Below are 21408 nucleotides of genomic sequence, written 5' to 3' on the forward strand. Positions count from 1 at the left end.
ACTCATGCATGGCCATATTGGCTTCATAAGTACCGTGCATCCCGAGCATACCGATAAAATATTTATCGGTAGAAGGATAAGCGCCTAAACCCATCAAAGTACCCGTGGTGGGATAAGCTAAAGCACGCACAAAACGCGTTAACTCATCGGAAGCACCGCCCAACACCACGCCACCGCCAAAATAAATCATCGGGCGTTTCGCCGCTAATAACAAATCAACAGCTTTGCGAATTTGCCCAGAATGCCCCTGCACCGCCGGACGATAGGAGCGCAAACTGACTTCTTTGGGATATTCAAAAGGAATCTTCACCTTGGGATCGGTCGCATCTTTAGTAATGTCGACCACTACCGGACCGGGGCGGCCAGAGGTTGCAATATAAAAAGCCTTCTTCATAGTCACCGCAATATCTTCCACGCGATTAACTAAAAAATTATGTTTTACGCAAGGACGCGTGATGCCGGTTGCATCCACTTCTTGAAACGCATCGCTGCCAATTAACGTGCTCGGCACCTGTCCCGTGATCACAACCATCGGGATCGAATCCATATACGCGGTCGCAATACCCGTAATGGCATTGGTCGCTCCTGGTCCCGAAGTTACTAAGGCAACACCAGGCCGACCCGTGGCACGGGCATAACCGTCAGCGGCGTGAACCCCGCCTTGCTCATGACGCACCAACACGTGCGCCACATCTTTCTGCTGAAACATCGCATCATAAATGTGTAACACCGCGCCGCCCGGATAGCCGAAAACGTATTCCACGCCTTCGTGCTTCAGGCACTGCATCAAGATTTCGCCACCGGATAAAACCACAATTGCCTCCAAAAGGGACGCTCGAACAGAAGTATAAAAAGAGTGCGTCAAAAGAACCGGCAAAACTACTGCTTCTAAGCGCGAAGGTCAAGCGAATCAAGGGCTTGAAGGCTAAAACAGGCGGTAAATAGCGATTTCTAAAGGTGGCTTGCCGGGATAGTCATAGCCCGGCTTTATGCAAAGCTAAAAACTATGAAACTTACTCAAACACTCACCCAACTATTACTCAATTCAGAAGTTAACGTCGTACTTCGTCTTGTTCACGCTTATATTGTTCATAACTTTTATTCGCCGCGTCTAAACACAGTTCTCGTTCAGGACTCGTTAACACGTCTTGGCACTCTTGCTGACGCGCACCTTCTGACGAACTATAAATGTCTTTATTCGTGCAGCCCACAAGCAAACCCAAAATCAACCCACTTAACAATAATCCACGCATACCGTTCTCCAATTAAATGTTAGACGTTAAACGCTGCCATTTATCGCCATTTGCTATCACAGCATACCGCGCCCAATTCGCAAATTCATCTCTAGTGCATTGCACATTATTATTCCCACGATCACGTCCAGCAACTACTTGATAATCTAGTTGATGCGCATCGTCTGCGGTCATCGTTTCACTCAATACTCGCCGCACTGCCCAATCATCGCCCAAACGACCATTACTATAAAAACCACCGACTTCGATCAAACTCGTGTCTAAAGGTGTCATTTGCGCATGTTGATTCGCTAAAGCAAAAATTTGCGCAAGATCATCTTCACTGACATCAATAAAAGAATCAATTTGGCGCAACGCCCATGCAAAATCGCCGTGCGTAAATTGTGTTTGTGGCGGTGTGTTTATTTTCGTTTTACGCGCCCATGCGGCTGGATAACGTCGCCATGCAAACGGCGCATTCACTAGCAGCGCCACGATTAAAATAACGACTACATTGACGCCAATTGGAAACAACACATACTGCCAACCTAATGCGTGTACGGTTTCCCCACCAATCACCGCTGACAAAGCAGTGGCGCCACCCGGCGGATGAAGACAACGTGCGTAATGCATCGCGGCAATAGCGCAGCCCACCGCAATAGCGGCTGCGAATATAGGTTGCGAAATAAATTGCTGACAGGCAACGCCAATTAATGCGGATAATAAATGACCACCCACTAATGACCACGGTTGTGAAAGCGCGCCATGCGGTACTGCAAATAACAACACTGCACTCGCGCCCATGGATGCCACAATTAATACTTGTGCTTGCACGCCTAAACTGCGCGTACACTCCGTGCTGATTAGCAAAATAAATAAAATACCGCAGAAACCACCGATGGCAGAAATAATACGCTCTGCATGACTGACGGGGCTAAATTCTATGCCCCACCAATGTAATAATTTTGTTGACCAATGAACTGCTTGCACGCCATAAACCCTAATAACAATTGATCGTATTAATTCTGTATAAATTTTTCAGAACACACTTACTTCGATTTATTTAAAATATTAACAATTGATGGAGAAACCAATTCGATAGTTTCAAAAGGCATATTAATGCCTTCTTGCATGAAGGTTTTAAATATTTTTTCACGCAACTCATAACGCTTGTGTATATGTTGGCGCTCATTTTCAAGCCAAACCTGCAATTCCAAAGCAACATTATAATCATTCAACTGCGTCACAACCATTCGAGGTTTTGGTTCCGTCATATAGTCGGTGTCATGATTCACTAATTGCAATAATACAGCACGTACACGATCTAAGTTTTCATTAACATCTATCGTCACTGCCACATCCAAACGCAAATGCGGAAAATTTGTATAGGATGCGACCGTTTTATTCATTACCTCGGCATTGGGTACCGCTAACATACGGCCGTCTATTGTTACAATCCGCGTGGTGCGCAAAGTAATTCGGTCCACACGGCCGTATTTTCCATCGATCTCAACTAAATCATCAATGGTAAAAGGTCTGTCCAAAAAAATCAGAAAACCCGAAATAATATTTGATAACGTATCGCGCAAAGCAAAACCAATCGTCAAACTCAACACGCCTAGGGATGCCAACATCGTTGTCGTTTGCACACCAGCAACGCTCAAAGCAACTAAAATACCCGCGCCGATAAAAAAAGATCTAAATATTGCGTCCAATAAAGCCGCACTGGTCTTATCAACTTTTGCTCTAAACTTCGGCATTAATAAATTTTGCAACAGTCGCCACAATACGTAAAACAGAACAAAAACTATGATTATCAACAACACATTAATTAATGAATTTGCCAAAAAACCGCCTATCCGTGCCGCCGAAAAATAATCTCTTATTTGAGCAACAAAACCATCTAACACATAATCCATTTTATTCTCCCGCAGCGATGCCCTAGAAATACGTCAATGTCATTAAAACAGCTTTACAAAGTCTACACCATCAGGATTAACGCTGGCTCTTCAAAGTGCTCGCTAAAGCGAAGCAGCTGAACTCTTGATTACTTTGTTTAAAAAAGATCGCTCAAAATTACAATAATCGACCCAAATAAACTTTCTACAATAAAAACCGCCGCATGATTCTCTTGGCGTAGAGGCAAATGCGTTCTTGGCAATACTTGCTTTAAAGAATTTTGCAATACACCAAGTTCTGATTCGCACGCCATTGTCATTTGTTAACAGACTTATTACCTGCACATCTCTAAATTAGGAAAACACCTGATAATTAAATCAACAAGCTTATATTTAATTTCAATACTCACCAAACATTTTCCCAGAAAATTATCATCTTTCCAAGCCGAGCATTTTCTACTCTACCTGCCGCTATTTATTTCAAGGAGATAAGTTTATGTCAGAAACCAACACTATGATCGACAAAACGCGATTTGATTTTAATCTCCATAGTCTCCACCAGCGTCATCAAATTCAACCGCTGACTCTTCTCGCTTGCGCCTAGGAATAGGATGAGACATTTCTATTGATGGTGATTCAGAATCGACGCCTTTATAGTTTTCTAGTTCAATCACGCCTCTTCGCAAAGATCGCGCATATAAAAATCCAGAACCTAACAGAAAAAATAATGCACCTCCTATCGCTAGCCTACTATTTATCCACCAATACGTTGCAGCAAATACGCCGGCGCCAAGTGTCAAAATCAACACTATATTTTCATAAGCACTAAAGTTTCTTTTTTTAATCATTCGCATTCCCTTTGAGCGTGCGAGCAAAAATATATCGATCACTATTTATTCTTTTGTCGCCCAATCATTGAATATTTAGCGAAGACTATCAAGAACCCCTACGATAGAACCACAATATTCCCCACCAAGATATCTATTAATCGCAGACAAGATTAACCTTTGACTTTAATTTAATGAATTGTTAGCCAGCACAGATGTCAGTAGGATTACGACATTGTGCTGAATTGGCCAATAACAGGATAAACCGGGTGCAGTTGCCGCTCTTACCAATACGAAACAAAAACTACCTAGCTCAACGCTGGCTTACGCTGCTGTGCACCTGCACTTTATTACTAGCAATGCCAACAAAGGCCGCGAGTCCTTTTACGTCATTGGAGCGCGAGCCTTTATTACCTTCCATTGGCGATCCGGCTGATCGACATTTATCACCAAATGATGAACGTGTATTGGGCGCGGCTTTTATGCGCGAGCTGTATCGTCAAGGCAACATTTTAGATGATCCAGAAATTGTCGAATATATCCAACATTTGGGTAATACGCTGGTCACACATTTAGACGAACCCTTGTTTAATTTTCATTTTTTTGTGGTCAACGATGTTCGTATTAATGCATTTGCGGTACCCGGCGGTTACATCGGTGTTAATGCGGGTTTAATTTTCAACACGCGTAATGAAAGCGAATTAGCTGGCGTCGTTGGTCATGAAATTGCTCATGTCGAGCAACGTCATATCGCACGACAAATTGCGGATGCAAAAAGTAAATCTATTCCAACCCTTGGTGCAATACTGGCGGGCATGCTATTGACAATGGGCGGCGCGGGTGATGCAGGTGCCGCACTTATCTATGCGGGCATGGCAGGCGCGCAACAAAATCAAATTAACTTTACGCGCATCCATGAAATTGAAGCTGATCGGGTGGGCATGCAATTATTACAACGCGCTGATTATGATCCACAAGGTATGGCCAATTTTTTTAAAGTACTACAAGGCAAAAGCACGAGTCGTACGCCTGATTATTTAGAATTTTTACGTACTCATCCTTTAGATAATGATCGCATTGCTGAAGCTGAAGCACGCATCGCACAATTTCCAGCGCGCAAACACGTTAGCAGCGAACGCTACACGCTTGCGAAAATTCGTTTGACTACATTAACGAGTAATGAACCTACCGAATTACTGCGTCGTACTGCAATAAATCATGACGCTAGTCCATTAGCGAATTATGCTTATGCACAAGCCTTAGAACGGAATCGTAATTTTGCGGCCGCCGCTGACATACTAAAACTTTTGGTAAAACAATTTCCTGAAAATCTGCCGTATGTGTTGGCATTAGCCCGCGTGGAATTAGCGCAAAATCATGCGCAACAAGTGCAAGTTTTGTTATATAACGTGTTACAGCTTTATCCCGATCACTACGCCTTAGTCATGTTATACGCTGAAAGTTTAGCTAACAGCGAAAATGTAGTAGCAACGATTGCGGCAAATGATGAAATGCACAGCAATACTGAACCATTAAATAACAAAACACCTGAGCGACAAGATAAAAAAAATCTCTCTCCAGTTGCGCCGCTGCCACAAGCCATTCACGTTCTTGAACAATATTTACGTAAACACCCGCCGTTAACACCGGTTTTTTATCGGCAACTGGCAGAACTTTATAATCGTAACAAACAAAGTATTTTGGCCAATCAACAAATGGCTGAATATTATTTTTGGAAAGGTGATTATCAAGCGGCTATCGCGCAACTACGTGATGCCTTAAACGACAAACCTGGCATCATTACGCGTCGACAAATCGAAGAGCGTTTAAATGCTATTGTCAAAATGTCGCGTCGTGATAATAGCTAACAAAACAGCATTAGCTATTGAGAATCGGACTTTAGAATGCAGCCATTAGGCAAGTCGCTCGTTTCCCTCTCTATAATAAAGAAAACATTACACCACCGTCTTGGCGCCAAACCACATCCACCGCAAAATGATGAATGACGTGCGCTCGAATATTTTATGACGCCCATCAGCAACGACCAACCATTACAAAGCCTCAGCCAGCGACCTTAAAAGCGCCATAAAATTGTCACTTTTCTGGTTTACAAGCACTACAGAACTTAAAAAAACGTTAATATATCCATCGTTAACAAAGCTTCAGCTCAACAGCTGGTCATTACTATTTGTAATCTCAACAATGGCGCCTCTTGGTATTTGGTTATAGCATGCGGTCGAATAATTGACAGATGTTCATAGAAGTCAACAACATGACCGAGCAATCCCCCTCCTTGATTGGAGCCGTGGTCCGCGCTTTGCGAAAAGCACGGGGTTTAGGCGTCAATCAACTTAGCGCTGCCCTAGAAGTAGAAGCTGCCAACCTATCCCGCTTTGAGCGCGGGTTGCCTGGTGGTGTCAGCATTGCGCGCTATTTAGATGCCATCGCTTTTCGTTTAGGCACCTGTGGTTCGGTCATTTATGCCATTGCCGAATACACCAGTGATGATCCTGCTTTACTCGATAACCCAGAAAAACTCGGACTGATGACCGATCATTTAACAAATTTGGTAAAAAATTACCTGACGCTGCCGCTAGCTGCACAACAGGATATCGATGGGATCATCAAACACCATGCCAACACGCAAACTCAATGAACTAATCAATCAAGCCCAATTACCTTCGGCGGTTGATGTGATCGCCAAACTACAGCAAGCCGTTGCCGCCAGTAACAGCTCGACGCAACACATTGCCAACACCCTCAAAACCGATGTAGGTCTAAGCGCACGCATATTACGTTTAGCGAATAGCGCGTTTTACGGCAGTCAATCCATTGAAACGGTGGAACAAGCCATTGTTTTGATTGGCACGGATGATTTAATCGCCTTGATTATTTCCACCGAAGTCATTGATGTGTTCCGTGGTTTAGAAATGCACCTCGACATGCAGCGCTTTTGGCGCATTAATCTGTACGGGGCGCTCACCGCTAAACAATTGGGTCGCCGTACGCAATTAGATACTTCCAGCTTATTTACCGCTGGTTTACTCCGCGGCGTAGGCGAGCTGGTGTTATTTCGCGCGCTGCCCGACCTCATGTCCGAATTATTAAGCGGTACTTGTGCGGATCATCCTCGTCATGAATTAGAAAAGAACACCTTGGGTTTTGATCACGCGGCCGTCGGCGCGGCGTTATTAGAACGCTGGAAATTGCCCGAAAGCGTGACCATACCGGTACGTTATTACTTAGAACCGGCGCAAATCACGGGGCCTTATCATTATCATGCGGCCATTTTGAATTTGGGCCATCAAACCGCCCTATTCGCACATGACGCCTGTGCGACACCCATTATTGATCATTATTTAGGTGAACTCACCGGCGTGGGTGATGATGAACTAGTGGCCGAGATCAAGCCCATGATTGATGCGCAATTCGAAGATGCCGCGGGCGTCCTGTTAGGTAATTAAATCCCATCTCTATAAGTTCCGATCCGAGCTATTCAATGAATTGAATAGGTTGAATGGGGGGGCGTTTAAACTTAGAATGGCCGCCCTAAATTTCCATTCATACTGACTCAAAATAGCCTAATCTGATGAAAATTCTTGTCCCTATTAAGCGCGTCATTGATGCCTATGTCAGCATCCGCGTTAAGTCCGATGGCACGGGTGTTGAAACCGCCAATGTCAAAATGTCCATGAATCCATTTTGCGAAATCGCCGTTGAAGAAGCGGTGCGACTCAAAGAAGCCGGCAAAGCCAGCGAAGTCGTCGTCGTCACGATGGGTACACAAGCTTGCCAAGAAACTTTGCGTACGGCATTAGCGATGGGCGCTGATCGCGCTATCTTGATTCAAACCGATGTGGATGTGCAGCCGTTAGCAATCGCTAAAAGTTTAAAAGCATTAGTGGCTACTGAAGCGCCTGAATTAGTGATTTTAGGTAAACAATCCATTGATGCGGAAAATAACCAAACCGGTCAAATGCTGGCGGCTTTATTAGAGTGGCCACAAGCCACTTTCATTTCAAAATTAGAATTACAAAGCGGTCGTGTACAAGCCACGCGTGAAATTGACGGCGGCTTAGAAACCATTTCAATTCAAACACCCGCCATTGTTACCACTGATTTACGTTTAAACGAACCACGTTATGCAACGTTACCCAACATCATGAAAGCCAAAAAGAAACAGTTGGATATCGTTACGCCTGAAAGCTTAGGCGTTGATGTAACACCGCGCATCACCACTTTAAAAGTAGAAGAACCTGCCAAACGTTCCGCAGGTGTTATGCTCGAAAGCGTCGCCGATCTTATCGGTAAACTCAAAAATGAAGCCAAAGTGATTTAAATCATGAGCACAGTTTTAGTTGTCATTGAACACGATAATAGCCACCTTAAACCCGCCAGTCTCAACACGCTAGCGGCCAGCGCGCAACTCGGTGCGGTGACGGCACTCGTCATTGGTCACAATGCAAAACCAGTTGCAGATGCTCTGACAAAAGTAACGGACGTCAGCAAAGTATTATTAGCCGATGCTCCACATTTTGCACATCAATTAGCGGAAGATGTGGCTGCGCAAGTGATCGCAGTTGCAAAAGATTTTGATTATGTCATCGCACCCGCCACTACTTTCGGCAAAAACTTTTTACCGCGAGTCGCCGCCGTATTAGATGTTGCGCCTATTTCTGATATCACCAAAATTATTTCGGGCGACACTTTTATCCGTCCCATTTATGCCGGTAACGCGTTTGCAACTGTAAAAAGCAGTGATGCAAAAAAAGTATTAAGCATGCGTCCCACCGCATTTGATCCAGCGAAAACTGATGGCGGCAATGCCAGTGTTGAAACGATCAGCGCCACTGCATCAGCCGGCGTTTCGCAATTTGTGAGTCAAGAACTCACCAAATCTGAACGTCCTGATTTAGGCAGCGCGCGCGTTGTGGTGTCGGGTGGTCGCGGGGTTGGTAGCGCAGAAAATTTTCAACTCATCGAAAAACTCGCCGACAAATTAGGCGCAGCGATTGGTGCATCACGCGCAGCAGTAGATGCAGGTTATGTACCGAATGATTATCAGGTCGGTCAAACCGGTAAAATCGTTGCACCGGAATTATATATTGCGATCGGCATTTCCGGCGCTATTCAGCATCTCGCCGGTATGAAAGATAGCAAAGTAATTGTTGCGATTAATAAAGATCCTGAAGCTGCTATTTTCCAATTAGCCGATTACGGTTTAGTTGGTGACTTATTTAAAATCATACCTGAGTTGGTTGACGCGCTGTAAGCGTCAACCGACTGTACTTTATCTTCTAAATATCATTCATTATTAAAGTGGGAGTTGCCATGGAACGCGAATCGATGGAATTCGATGTTGTGATTGTGGGTGCAGGCCCAGCGGGTTTATCCGCCGCCATTAAACTCAAACAATTAGCCAATGCGGCTAATCATGAAATCAGCATTTGTGTCGTTGAAAAAGGTTCTGAAGTTGGCGCACATAGTTTATCCGGCGCCGTGTTTGAACCCAGCGCACTAAATGAATTAATTCCTGATTGGAAAAGCAAAGGCGCTCCACTACATACCGCTGTTATAAATGACGACGTGTATGTTTTTCACAATGCGACTAGCAGCATTAAAGTTCCCAATATTTTTGTACCAAAAACCATGCACAACGAAGGCAACTATCTTATTAGCCTCGGTAGTTTAGTGCGCTGGTTAGGCGAACAAGCTGAAGCATTAGGCATTGATATTTATCCTGGATTCCCTGCTGCAAGCATCGTTTACGCAGACAACGGCGCAGTGAAAGGTGTTGTTACTGGCGACATGGGTATTAGTAAAGAAGGCGAACACAAATCGAGTTTTGCGCCCGGCATGGAATTGCTCGCAAAATACACTGTCTTTGCAGAAGGTTGTCGCGGTCATTTAGGCCGCCGCTTAATTGAAAAATATCGTCTCAACAAAGATAAAGATCCACAACATTACGGACTCGGCATTAAAGAATTGTGGGAAATTCCTGCGGCGCAACATCAGCAAGGTTTAGTAGTGCACACTGCCGGTTGGCCGTTAAATGAAACTGATTCAGCAGGCGGTGGCTTTTTATATCACTTAGAAAATAATATCGTCGCGCTAGGTTTGATTGCTGATTTGTCGTATAGCAATCCACACATGAGCCCATTTGATGAATTCCAACGCTTCAAATTGCATCCTAAAATAAAACAATACATCACCGGTGGTAAACGCGTTTCTTACGGCGCACGCGCTATTACTAAAGGCGGCTTGCAATCACAACCAAAAATGCATTTTCCCGGCGGTTTATTAATTGGTGATGACGCGGGCACGATGAATTTCGCTAAAATTAAAGGCAATCACACCGCCATGAAATCGGGCATGGTCGCCGCCGAAAGTATTTTCAAAGCATTACAAGCCAATCGCGCCAATGACGATATCAAAGAATTTGCCGATGCTTACAAACAATCATCTGCTTATAAAGAATTATGGGCGCAACGCAATTTCGGTCCCGCACAACATAAATGGGGCAACATCATCGGCAGTGCTTATGCCTTTATTGATATCAACATCTTTAATGGTTATTTACCGTGGACTTTGCGTGACCCAAAAGCCGATCACGAACAATTAAAACTCGCACAAGACTGCAAAAAAATCACTTATCCGAAACCGGATGGCGTTTTTGTATTCGACAAACTGTCTTCTGTGTTTTTATCAAACACATTTCATGAAGAAGACCAGCCCGGTCATCTAACGCTAAAAGATGAACGCATTCCTATTCAATATAATTTGAAACACTTTGATGCACCTGAGCAACGTTACTGCCCCGCAGGTGTTTATGAGATTGTTGAAGAAGGCGATCAACCGCGTTTACAAATTAATGCGCAAAATTGCGTACATTGCAAAACCTGTGACATCAAAGATCCGCATCAAAACATTGTTTGGGTAACACCTGAAGGCGGCGGCGGGCCCAACTACTCGCAAATGTAATTCGCAAATACAATTCAATAATAACTTAACTAATAAAAATGCCGGCGTTGCCGGCATTTTTATGCGTGATCAAACATTTATTTAGCTATAAAAAAACAACGCCGGCTACTGCGGAACCGGCGTTGTTTGGCTCTTCGGAGGAGGTAAGCCAACCTCTTGCTCAACATGCTCTAACTAACCATCTTCAGGGGGTGTTGGTTCCCAATCCATGAGCCCCAACGCTAAGTTAGAGCACCCCCTGTTGGTGAAGTTCCAATAAGGTTTCATTTTTTTTAGCTAATAAACGCCTTAACACACCATCAGTATCCTCACCCAGGGTTGGCGGGGCTTTTTGACTTTGCGCGTTGGCTGCCGAAAATTTCACTGGCTGCAGCACTTGCGGCACTGTGCCATGAATATGCGCAAGCGACTGCTGTAAACCGCGATGTTGTACTTGAGGATCGGCAAATACTTGCTGCAAATTATTAATAGGTCCGGCGGGCACATGATGATTTTGTAATAGCATTAACCATTCCGCTACATTTTTTTTGCGTGTTTGTATTTGTAACAATGCAATCAGAGCTTCACGATGTTGCACGCGTGCCGCATTAGTCATAAAACGCGGATCTTCAGCAAGACTTGTACACTCCGCCAATCCGCAAAATTGTTGGAACTGCCGATCATTACCAATTGCCAACATAAAATAACCATCAGCTGCCGGCATCGCTTGATAGGGCACAATGTTCGGATGCGCAGTGCCCTGACGCTGCGGTATTTCATCACTCACCAAATAATTCAATGCTTGATTCGCTAACCATGCAACTTGTGTATCTAATAAAGCAACATCAAGGTGCTGACCAATGCCGGTACGTTGACGTTGATGCAACGCAGCCAAAATGGCATTACTCGCGTACATGCCTGCCATTAAATCCACTACGGCTACACCGACTTTTTGTGGTTGACCACTATTGTCACCCGTAATGCTCATCAATCCGCCCATGGCTTGAATCATCGCATCGTAACCGGCTTGCTGCGCATACGGTCCGGTTTGACCAAAACCAGTAATAGAACAATAAATCAAACGCGGATTAAGCGCTGACAAACTCGCATAATCCAAACCATATTGACTCAATCCACCGACTTTATAATTTTCAATTAATACATCACTAATACTTACTAATTCACGAATCAATGCTTGGCCCGCGGCTTGTGTAAAATCAATCGTCACCGAATGTTTACCACGATTCGCGGCTAAATAATAAGCGGACTCAGTAGTATCGTCGCCTTGCGCATTTTTTAAATACGGCGGGCCCCAACGACGCGTGTCATCACCCTCGCCTGGTTTTTCAATTTTGATAACCTCCGCACCATAATCAGCTAATAACTGACTAGCCCAAGGCCCGGCTAATATGCGACTTAAATCTAATACTCGAATATCGTTTAATAAACTCATACTATTTCCATTAATGAAGAGCACGGGACACTTTCTATTACCAACAATCTTTGCTAACGTAAGCCATACTTTATAAAAAACTTCAGCAGACATAATACAATGATTAATAAAAATAACTGCATTTCTTTATTTAAAAACGCATCTTGGTTTAACCGCGTCGCTCGATATTGTTCACTCGTTTTTGCGGCAATATTATTCAGCGGATGTGTGCCACCGCCCGCCAAAACACCTATGGATGCCATTCATATTAGCGCCGCTAATAATCCCGCAGATGCTCACATCATATTACTCCCGGGACGCGGCGATCATGCAGAAGATTACGTCAAAAATGGTTTTACAAAAATATTACAACAACGTTATCCGCATATTGGCATTACTGCGGCTGATGCACATATGGGTTATTACCGCGAACAACAACTGGATATTCGTTTGCAGCAAGACATTATTCAGCCAGCGCAAAGTGCTGGCCATAAAAAATTCATCTTGTGCGGTATTTCATTAGGTGGCTTGGGCGCATTGATTTATAGCAAAAATCATCCACAAGATATTAGCGAAATATGGTTAATTGCACCTTTTTTAGGTGAGGATAACATCATTGCAGAAATTAATGCAGCCGGTGGTCTTATGGAATGGCAACCGCAAAACATTGCTGAGAATGATTGGCAACGCCAACTTTGGTTATGGATTAAACAATGGCATATTGAAGGCCAAACCATTCCTATTTATCTTGCCTATGGCGACAAAGATTATTTACACGAAGGTCATGTGTTGCTCAGTAGCATTTTACCCGCCGATAAAATCGTGCATATTCCGGGCAAACATCAGTGGAATACCTGGCGGCAGCTGTGGCCTTTATTACTAAACAAGGTCGATCAACATTCTGCTAACTTAAAAAAACATTAACGCACACTGAACTTAACTGCAGACAATGTTTTAACTTCTTTAGTGCTTTTTAACCATATGGTCGCACTAAGAGAATATTGGCCGCGACGCACAGGCCATAAATAACGTCCGCCAGGACTGCTTTGCAATTTCCCATTAATGCGCCATTCCGTTTTTAAAATATCTTCGGGTTTGTTAATGACAAACTCGAAGTATTGTTTGTTCTGCGGAATACGCGGGTCATACGCAAGCTGCAAACTCATATTGGGTTGTCGAATAAAATACGTACTGGCTAATTCACCCCACTGTATTTTATTTGTTGGTAGGTAACGTTTATCAAACCATTCGGGTTCTGCAGCACATTGTTTATCGGCTAAACGCCCATCTTCAATACACACCGAATAACGTACTAAACCGGCACTCATTTTTAAAGCGGCGGTGTCACGAAAACGATTTAGCTCAGCCATCATCGAACGCACTGCTAATGCCGGGCCTGTCGAACCTGTTAATTCTTGCATCGCTTGTTGATCAAGATCGCCAAACCATGCACCGACTAAATAACGATCGTTAAACGCAAGCGTCCAAGCATCACGATAATTCGTTGACGTGCCGGTTTTAACCGCCGTTTGCGACGGATAATTTAATACGCCTGCATCGGAAAATTCTAAACTCCGAGCTTGTACGTCGGATAAAATATTGGCAATTAATGATGCGGATTGAGCGCTCAGCATTTGAGTATGTTGCATTGGCTGCGCTTGCAAACTCCGCAACGGCGAATAAACACCTTGGCGCGCCAATACAGAATACGCTTGCACTAATTCATACAAACTCAACTCACCATTACCTAACGCTAAACCATCACCATAGACCTTCACCGTTTGTTCAAGATTACGTATCCCAACACGACGTAACCATTGCAACAAATCACTAGCACCAACAAACTGAATGGTCCTTACCGCCGGCACATTTAAGGAATTTGCCAACGCTTTGCGTAAACTAATCCAACCATAATACTGACGAGAATAATTTCTATAATCATGCTGACCAAAGCCCACTGCTTCTTTTAAAGGCGCATCGTTAATTCGCGTTGCAGGTGTCCAACCTTTTTCTAACGCTAGCGCATATACAAAAGGTTTAATCGCCGATCCCGGTTGTCGTACCACTGTTACCGTGTCATACCATTGCGCAGCAGATTTAGCGGAATCTTGTTTTTGATGTGCAACCGCCCACGCCAAAATAGCATTGTCTTTTAAATCCACGACCAACATACCCGCGGCACTGGCGTTGCGTTTATGTAAGTTATTTAAACGTTGCTGCAAAATTCGTTGCGCTACCGCTTGTATATCAATATCCAAGGTCGTGGGCAGACGACCACGCTGTACCCCTGATGTTGGCGGCAAACTGTAAACATGTCGCGCAAAATACTCTGCGCCTTCTGGCGATTTCGGATATTCAATGGCGAGTTTTTGTTGATTAATTTTATCGATTAGTGTTTTTTCAATTAGCGCCTGCGCATACATGCGCTTTAATAATTGTGCAATCGCTTTCTCGACTAAAATAGAGTTTCGATGTAAATCATAACGACCCGGCGCACGTACCAACACCACCAAAGCCAACATTTCTTTTTCATTTAAGGTATCTAAATCACGCGCAAAATAATAACGTGCCGCTTGTACAACACCGCGTCGCTGCGCTGCATAAGGCACTTGATTAAAATAAAATTCTAATAACTCAATTTTGCTAAAACGTTGTTCAAATTGCTTAGCTTCAATTCCTTCTAACCAACGCGACCATAAGGTTCTCTCACGTGGATGCCATAAACGTACTACTTGTTCAGTCAGCGTACTAGCGCCGCGCACCGCATGACCCGCACGAATATTTTGCCAAACGGCATGGCCACGAGCCCGCCAATCAACACCGTTGTGTTTAAAAAATCGTGCGTCTTCCGAAATAACTAAGGCATTGACTAAAAAACGGGGCATCTCATGAATCGCGGCTACATCATATAAATTCCACTGATTTTCAAATGTCAGCGTTAAAATACGCCCGGCTTTATCCGTTAATTGTGGTTTTTGAATATGCTGGTAAACATTCAAACTTTTTGGTGCGGCTTGAATAAAAAAAACAGTCGCAATTAACACGCATAAAAAAACAGCGGCCAAAGTGGCCGCTGTATAAACAATGACACTTTTATAGTTGACTGCCATTAAGGCGCCATTTTCTTATCAACTACCGTAGCAGCGTCACGCACTTTTAAAGTCGCAGGCGTGCCCTTACCAAACACATCTGGATCATACATTTCTTCTACATTTACCGGCATCACACTGAATTCGCCTTCGGCAATTACTTGCGCGCTATAGGACACATGATAATTACCTGCCGGCAAATAATCCGAATAAAAACGCACCGCATCATGACGTAGTTCTCTATGATAAAAATTCCAATAAGAAATGCCATAATCTTGCCAGTCACCAAATTTGAAATACCATGAACCACTCGCAGGTTTAAATGCACCTTTGTCCGTATCGATAGTAGAGCTAGTGGCTAAATCACGATTTACAGGTTCCAAACCGCCAGGCACAGGATCATCAATCACAACAAAATGTCTGACCGTAGGCACGGACACATAAATATCCACACGCACTACATCACCGCGTTGCAACAACATAGGCGTAGCCAATATTTCCCAGCCATTTTTACGTTCTATACTGTATTCACGATGTACTTCAATGCCGGCATTAATTGCTTTGCTCGACACTTCCGTATTAGCATATTGAAGACGCGTCGCATAATACATGCGGCCCGTGCCTTCGCGATTAACAGTTAAATTCGTCTTCAAGCCAGATTTTATTTCGGCTTGAGCATCTTTTAAGGTAACAGCAGGTTGACGCAAATCACTAAAGCTTGTTTTGCCAACCAAGCGTTTCTCTATCATCGCGGTAGCGGTGAAATTAACCGGATCTTTTTCATAAACTCTGGCGAATTCCAACAAGCTATTCATACAAAACATATTCTCTTGGGTATTTTCCCAATGATCTCTATTACCACGACTTTGCGTAATGGCTCGCACCATTTTAAAAGGAATATCGCCAACTTTAGCGAAGCCCTTGTCAGTTACAGCCGTGACTAATAAAGCCGACAACACCGCACAATTAGAACGCAAGGGCGTTGTTAATAATTGGCTATAGCCATCAGTCAAGGTTTCGTTAAATTGAAACTTACCGCCCGATTGACTAGCACTCGCTAAAATATTATTTAATACCGTAGTTACTTCCGTTGAAGAGCCATCGATTCTATTCGCAGCCATTAATAAATGGGCTTTGCCAAACAAATCCATTTGCGTTGCATAAGGAGCGTAACGCTTGATATCACTTGCATCGACCACGCCTTGATCTGCCAACGCGGCTAAAGCCACTGCACGCACCGTTGAAGCCATGCCTTTTGAATAAAAACTGGGCGCTGAATCTTCGCGTAAAAAGGTTTTTAAATAATCTTGCAGACGTTTCTCAACATCAGCAGGAATATCTTCACCAGCAGCGCGTAACCAATTAAATGCTAAAGCCGTATATGCACTTAAATAAGGATCAACGTATTCGTTATTGGCAACCCAATACGTCATACCGCCATTAGGTGCTTGAAAACTTGCGGCATTGTCTAAGGTAGTTTGAGCTAAGGTTTTCGCATCCGCCCACATTAAGCTATCCGGTAAGTATTGACGCATACCATTGTAATGCGAAGCCATCACCGCTTTAGTTAAACGTTGCTCCCAACAGGCATATGGATAATCGCGCACATAATCAAATGCACCCGCAACATTGCCTATGACGCTAGGCGAAACAACGACACTAATGCCACCGACATCGCTGTAAATATTTTGCGGAAATTGGATAACTTCGGTGACGTGATCTTGAGTCGTAGTGCCGTAATTTGCAGCAGTAATTAACGAACGTCGTTTATTAATCGGCAGTTTGTATTCTAAAGCGTCACTGTCCACTGCATCGTTAGCATTCGCTCTGAAAACTAATTGACCCGCTTGTTTAGTTTTAACATTCAACCAAACCGATTCACGTTTATAAGGCAACAAAGTAATCGACTGCTCAAAAGTAGTTTGGCTTTGTGGATCTAACGCGGCACCACTGACGGCGGCGCGCACGGTTACTGTTTTCGCTTTATCAGTACGATTCATTACCGTAAAGCCCGCTTTAAATTGATCACCTTCCAATGCTTGATTCGGCATCACCGGACGAATCTCGATGGGTTGATTGACGGTGAAGCGCGTTTCACCTAAACCCATACGTTCATTGGGCGTAACCGCTAATACAAAAATTCGCCAGCCGGTTAAATTATCCGGCACTTTAAATTCTATATTCACTTTGCCATTAACAGTTTTAATAGAAGGATTCCAATACGCGACGTATTTTATTAAGTTACGAAAATGTTCATTGGAGCTCGACAAACCATCACCGCCCGGATTCGCGCCTTTTTTCTCAAACTTTTGCAAACCAACTAATCGCGTCAGAGTATTAAAATTTTTCAAATCCAAAGAATCTAATTGATTAAAGCCCGCATAAGGATCGTAATAATCACGCTTCTTGGTATTTAAATCCAAAACAGCTTCATCTAATACTACTACCGCTAATTCAATGGGCTCTTTTAATACGCTGGCATCTTTGGGATTAACTGTAATACTGGCTTTCACTATTTGACCCGGTTTATAAGTGCTTGCCGTAGTTTTTGCTTTTACTGTCAACGCACGACTATCATCTTTGACAATTACACGTGCATAACCTATTCGATAAGTAGGTTTACCTAAATCCACACCGGTGGGACTTAACGGTTGCTCGACACGCGGCGATGTCACTAAGACCGACACGTACACGCCCGGGAAGTCATCTGGCTTTAAAGGCACTTCAATAATCGGCGTACTCGAATCCAATACTTTGATCCATTGACGCATCACGCCATAACGCTCGACCGTGATTAATGCTGTTGCACCTGGAAATGGATTTTTAACTAAGAAGCGTGCGGTTTGACCAATTTTGTAATCTTCTTGTTCCGCGATCATGCTTAAACGCGCATCATCACTTTGTTCCCACACCACATTGCCTTTACCGCTTACCCACGTATGCGTAGTGGCGCTGTGTTTGCGCTTTTGAGTATCTTGAATATTGGCCGTGATTTTATAATAACCAGGATTTTTCGGCGTAAAGTGACAATTACTAATCACCAGTTGCGAGGACGCTTTACAATTGGCAACATTCACCCATTCAGTAATATAACGCGTTAAATAAGCATTACCTGCGCCTTTAACTCGCGTTGCTTTAGTCTCTTGATATTCAATGGCAATCGTTACCGGTGTTGATGATTTTAATTTTCCATCGAGACCAATCACCGCATATTCTACGCGCGCAGGTTTATCTTGCTCATACACCCACTGCGTATTATGTAACCCCACAAAACGATCACGGCCTGCGTATTCTGCGCTAACTAATGTAGCAATGGATTTGCCTCTATCATCACTAACCGCAGCCTCCACCTCGAGTCGGCCATAAATAATATTATAATCATCCAGCTTTAATACGTCGTTAAGCTCACCCATGTTATTAGAAACGAGTTCTTGCTGATGAATCGTTTGTGAATTTCCATAAGCATCTGAGCCAAATTCAAAAGATTTTAATTTCGGATCGTTAACAGGAATATCCATCGTTTTTAATTGTACGGTCAGCCGCGTTTTAGCATTCGTATAAGGCCCGCCTGCATGCAATGCTGCACTCACGCGCATATCTAATTTATCATTAGGTTTAAATTGCTTACCATTCAAATCAGCAGAAACTTTAAACGCCGCAGGGACAAAATCCGTTACCAACACCGACATGGCCGACAGCGTATCGTCACTGCTTGATGCTTTTATAGAAAATTCATATTGGCCGGTCGTCGCGGCTTTTTCTAAAACTAATTGATCAGCAAAACTACCGAATTCATTTAAGCTAACATTTTCTTTTTCATAAACGGATTGTCCTTGCGGATCCATTATTTGAATTTTGTAGCCTTGCTTCGGCGGAGCAACCCAGCGCGTATTACTTTGGTTACGCACATAAATTTTAAATTGAATCGTATCGCCGGGTTTATAAATGCCTTGCGCTGTTGTACCCCACGCTTTCATATGACCGTGTTGTTTTTGTAAACTCGGCCATATATCCGACACCGGCACATCAAACTGATTATCTAATGGTAAAACCGCCATATCCCGGCCATCATCAACACGCAGCATAAAACGCGCATGCTTATCATCATAACTTCTATCTACTATGCTTAATGAAGGATCCAAATTAACAATGCCCGGCAACCACGCGCGACCTTGCGCATCGGTTTTAGCTTCCGCTAAAGCTTTGCCTTTTAAATTTAATTCAGTGTAAGCAGTTTGATAAATTTTTAACGTTGCGTTAGCTACCGGCTTGCCATTATCAAAACGCGTCACCCACGCTAATGAGGAAAAGTGTCCTAATTTCACATGCACCATAAAAGGCGAAATTTGCGTAAAAAATCGATGCTGATTTTCATATGAGTTGATCGCAGGAACCGTTTGCAAATGCCCATACAACAAAGCACTTTTGCCCGCTAACAAGGGACGTACATTGAGTGGTGTCGCAAAAGCCACATCTTTTACTTTGGGTAATGTTAAGCGCGCCGTGCTATGGCCATCGCCTTCTGGAAAAACCACATGATAGCTGACATCAATATAATCAAGATTGGTCACATACAGCGGCAATTCGCTATTCACATTTTTTTCTAGCACTGCAATATTATTCGGCATGCGCAAGTCAGGGCTGCGATGCGCCGTGGCAAATTTCATATCAACATTATTAGTTAAACTACGGCCAAACTCGTCAACAATTTTTTTATCTATCAATAAAGTGTACAAGCGAAACGCTTTTAAATATTCGGGGATCCAAACAATATATTCAGCACCTTTTTCATGCGGCGAATCTAGTCGACTATAGTCTTCTGAATTTTCCCAAGGATCATAATCTTTACGACCACCCGCTAAATCGGGTGTTAGTTTCATCGACTTTTTAACTGCACTAGAAAGTACCGGCGCGGTGAATACTAAACCGACTGAAGATAAAGGGTTACATTGCATTTGTTCTGGCGTTGCATCTTTTGAATTTTTTATATCAGTGGGAGCAATTAATTTCTGCGTATAATTTTTTTCATCAGATTTTTCAGTATTTTTTGCCGCTGCTGCTTTAACTGTACAGCGCACACCTAAAAACTTAAATGCAGGGAATGTATTAAAACTTACGATGGCGCGTGATTCCTTGCCTTTTACAGGCCCTTCACTGGAAATCAAGCCTGGTTTAATCCATAACGCAGTGGTGCTATCCAAGGGTAATTCTTTACTAGGTGCAATCCACCAAATAGTACTAGTCGTTTTATTTCCTGTTGATTGCGTCGCGTGTTTTTTTACGGCTACCCAAATGTCAGTAAAGGTACCACTTATCCACGGCTGATCTGCATTTGCTCGTAAATTTTCGGCATCATCAATAATGTCCACGGGCACTGAGCGACCATCAGCATCAAATACAAAATTTTCGATTACGGATTCACGAGTTACGGCTTGATTAAATACAACTTGTATGACGGGCAGGCTCGGCGACAACCATGTTTGAAAATTATAATAATCAACAACGGGACGTTGTGTGTTAAAAACATGTTCATACGCTGTATTTAAAACAGAGCCATCTTCTGCGGTGATGCCGGCTTTTATTTTAAGCGTATAGTGGTGTGCTAATTTGAAGCGGTTTTTTTCTGTCAACTGACACGCTAATGCACTGGTATTTAACCAACGCCATTCGCAATTAATAGTCGGTTCAATCGTAATGCCTAGTTCTTTACTACTAGCAGCCATGTCACCAATAGGTACCACTGGCCGATCAAATTGAATAACGATTTGACGTTCGGCAGGAGCGTCATCACCTTCCGGTGTAATACGCTGGATGCGCAGTTCTTTATCTTGTGGCACTAAAGCCGAATCAAATGCACGGGGGGGTGCGGCTGCGCTGCTGCCCAGCAATAAAATACTACTGATGACACAAACCAAAATACTGCTGCGCATATCGTACCTTTTTTTTAAAAAGTGACTTTATTGACGTGCC

Annotated in this window: 16 protein-coding genes; 7 read left to right on the plus strand and 9 right to left on the minus strand. The window is 43.5% G+C overall.

Annotated elements, in window-relative coordinates; translation table 11 throughout:
• The 5 genes from H0W44_09630 to H0W44_09650 all read right to left on the minus strand — a co-directional run.
• The coding region (locus H0W44_09630) for an acetolactate synthase 3 large subunit (protein ID MBA3582698.1) at positions 1 to 814 on the minus strand (814 nt) is incomplete at its 3' end.
• Positions 815 to 1052: 238 nt separating this feature from the next.
• On the minus strand, positions 1053 to 1253 hold the full coding sequence (locus H0W44_09635) for a hypothetical protein (GenBank protein MBA3582699.1): 201 nt from the start codon (positions 1251 to 1253) through the stop codon (positions 1053 to 1055).
• A gap of 12 nt (positions 1254 to 1265) precedes the next feature.
• Positions 1266 to 2222: an HPP family protein gene (locus H0W44_09640; protein MBA3582700.1), complete on the minus strand. Its 957-nt coding sequence runs from the start codon at positions 2220 to 2222 to the stop codon at positions 1266 to 1268.
• A 59-nt stretch (positions 2223 to 2281) separates the two neighbouring features.
• Positions 2282 to 3151, minus strand: a complete 870-nt coding sequence (locus H0W44_09645; protein MBA3582701.1) for a mechanosensitive ion channel family protein — start codon at positions 3149 to 3151, stop codon at positions 2282 to 2284.
• Positions 3152 to 3669: 518 nt separating this feature from the next.
• A complete protein-coding gene (locus H0W44_09650; GenBank protein MBA3582702.1) occupies positions 3670 to 3978 on the minus strand; it encodes a hypothetical protein in 309 nt (102 codons plus the stop codon).
• Between the two features lie 338 nt (positions 3979 to 4316).
• Here H0W44_09650 and H0W44_09655 point away from each other — a divergent pair, with 338 nt between their 5' ends.
• The 6 genes from H0W44_09655 (at position 4317) to H0W44_09680 (ending at position 10938) form a co-directional block, all read left to right on the plus strand.
• On the plus strand, positions 4317 to 5825 hold the full coding sequence (locus H0W44_09655) for a M48 family metallopeptidase (protein ID MBA3582703.1): 1509 nt from the start codon (positions 4317 to 4319) through the stop codon (positions 5823 to 5825).
• A 404-nt stretch (positions 5826 to 6229) separates the two neighbouring features.
• Complete coding sequence (locus H0W44_09660; protein ID MBA3582704.1) at positions 6230 to 6613, plus strand: helix-turn-helix domain-containing protein; 384 nt, start codon at positions 6230 to 6232, stop codon at positions 6611 to 6613.
• Entirely contained in the window at positions 6591 to 7421 is an 831-nt protein-coding gene (locus tag H0W44_09665; protein MBA3582705.1) for an HDOD domain-containing protein, read from the plus strand. Before H0W44_09660 ends, H0W44_09665 begins: the two co-directional genes overlap by 23 nt.
• A 125-nt stretch (positions 7422 to 7546) precedes the next feature.
• Positions 7547 to 8296, plus strand: coding sequence for an electron transfer flavoprotein subunit beta/FixA family protein (locus H0W44_09670; protein ID MBA3582706.1), 750 nt, complete (start codon positions 7547 to 7549; stop codon positions 8294 to 8296).
• A 3-nt stretch (positions 8297 to 8299) separates the two neighbouring features.
• Positions 8300 to 9229, plus strand: coding sequence for an electron transfer flavoprotein subunit alpha/FixB family protein (locus tag H0W44_09675; protein MBA3582707.1), 930 nt, complete (start codon positions 8300 to 8302; stop codon positions 9227 to 9229).
• A 59-nt stretch (positions 9230 to 9288) separates the two neighbouring features.
• Positions 9289 to 10938: an electron transfer flavoprotein-ubiquinone oxidoreductase gene (locus H0W44_09680; GenBank protein ID MBA3582708.1), complete on the plus strand. Its 1650-nt coding sequence runs from the start codon at positions 9289 to 9291 to the stop codon at positions 10936 to 10938.
• 226 nt (positions 10939 to 11164) lie between these two features.
• Here H0W44_09680 and H0W44_09685 read toward each other — a convergent pair whose 3' ends face one another.
• Both H0W44_09685 and H0W44_09690 read right to left on the minus strand, forming a co-directional pair.
• Positions 11165 to 12370 carry a CoA transferase gene (locus H0W44_09685; protein ID MBA3582709.1) on the minus strand — a complete coding sequence of 402 codons (1206 nt, stop codon included), beginning with the start codon at positions 12368 to 12370 and terminating at the stop codon, positions 11165 to 11167.
• A 53-nt stretch (positions 12371 to 12423) separates the two neighbouring features.
• Positions 12424 to 12612: a hypothetical protein gene (locus H0W44_09690; protein MBA3582710.1), complete on the minus strand. Its 189-nt coding sequence runs from the start codon at positions 12610 to 12612 to the stop codon at positions 12424 to 12426.
• Between H0W44_09690 and H0W44_09695 the strand changes: the two genes are divergently transcribed.
• Positions 12602 to 13273 (plus strand): alpha/beta hydrolase, encoded by a 672-nt coding sequence (locus tag H0W44_09695; protein ID MBA3582711.1) that lies wholly within the window; start codon positions 12602 to 12604, stop codon positions 13271 to 13273. The two genes, H0W44_09690 and H0W44_09695, sit on opposite strands and share 11 nt — an antisense overlap.
• On the opposite strand, the gene H0W44_09700 is transcribed toward H0W44_09695, so the two are convergent.
• Together H0W44_09700 and H0W44_09705 are read right to left on the minus strand one after the other, a co-directional pair.
• The gene (locus H0W44_09700) at positions 13270 to 15459 is read right to left on the minus strand and encodes a transglycosylase domain-containing protein (GenBank protein ID MBA3582712.1); all 2190 of its coding nucleotides are present in this window, start codon (positions 15457 to 15459) and stop codon (positions 13270 to 13272) included. The genes H0W44_09695 and H0W44_09700 overlap by 4 nt on opposite strands.
• Positions 15459 to 21368, minus strand: a complete 5910-nt coding sequence (locus H0W44_09705) for a large extracellular alpha-helical protein (protein MBA3582713.1) — start codon at positions 21366 to 21368, stop codon at positions 15459 to 15461. The genes H0W44_09700 and H0W44_09705 overlap by 1 nt, the downstream gene beginning before the upstream one ends.
• Positions 21369 to 21408: the final 40 nt, after the last annotated feature.

It is taken from the genome of Gammaproteobacteria bacterium (genome assembly GCA_013817245.1).
GTDB lineage: Bacteria > Pseudomonadota > Gammaproteobacteria > HTCC5015 > HTCC5015 > JACDDA01.

Bases quoted from the DNA above. Each gene is read 5' to 3' on its own strand.
- H0W44_09635 (MBA3582699.1), bottom strand. From the start codon at position 1,253: ATGCGTGGATTATTGTTAAGTGGGTTGATTTTGGGTTTGCTTGTGGGC.
- H0W44_09645 (MBA3582701.1), bottom strand. From the start codon at position 3,151: ATGGATTATGTGTTAGATGGTTTTGTTGCTCAAATAAGAGATTATTTT.
- H0W44_09650 (MBA3582702.1), bottom strand. From the start codon at position 3,978: ATGATTAAAAAAAGAAACTTTAGTGCTTATGAAAATATAGTGTTGATT.
- H0W44_09655 (MBA3582703.1), top strand. From the start codon at position 4,317: ATGCCAACAAAGGCCGCGAGTCCTTTTACGTCATTGGAGCGCGAGCCT.
- H0W44_09660 (MBA3582704.1), top strand. From the start codon at position 6,230: ATGACCGAGCAATCCCCCTCCTTGATTGGAGCCGTGGTCCGCGCTTTG.
- H0W44_09665 (MBA3582705.1), top strand. From the start codon at position 6,591: ATGCCAACACGCAAACTCAATGAACTAATCAATCAAGCCCAATTACCT.
- H0W44_09670 (MBA3582706.1), top strand. From the start codon at position 7,547: ATGAAAATTCTTGTCCCTATTAAGCGCGTCATTGATGCCTATGTCAGC.
- H0W44_09675 (MBA3582707.1), top strand. From the start codon at position 8,300: ATGAGCACAGTTTTAGTTGTCATTGAACACGATAATAGCCACCTTAAA.
- H0W44_09680 (MBA3582708.1), top strand. From the start codon at position 9,289: ATGGAACGCGAATCGATGGAATTCGATGTTGTGATTGTGGGTGCAGGC.
- H0W44_09685 (MBA3582709.1), bottom strand. From the start codon at position 12,370: ATGAGTTTATTAAACGATATTCGAGTATTAGATTTAAGTCGCATATTA.
- H0W44_09695 (MBA3582711.1), top strand. From the start codon at position 12,602: ATGGATGCCATTCATATTAGCGCCGCTAATAATCCCGCAGATGCTCAC.
- H0W44_09690 (MBA3582710.1), bottom strand. From the start codon at position 12,612: ATGGCATCCATAGGTGTTTTGGCGGGCGGTGGCACACATCCGCTGAAT.
- H0W44_09700 (MBA3582712.1), bottom strand. From the start codon at position 15,459: ATGGCAGTCAACTATAAAAGTGTCATTGTTTATACAGCGGCCACTTTG.
- H0W44_09705 (MBA3582713.1), bottom strand. From the start codon at position 21,368: ATGCGCAGCAGTATTTTGGTTTGTGTCATCAGTAGTATTTTATTGCTG.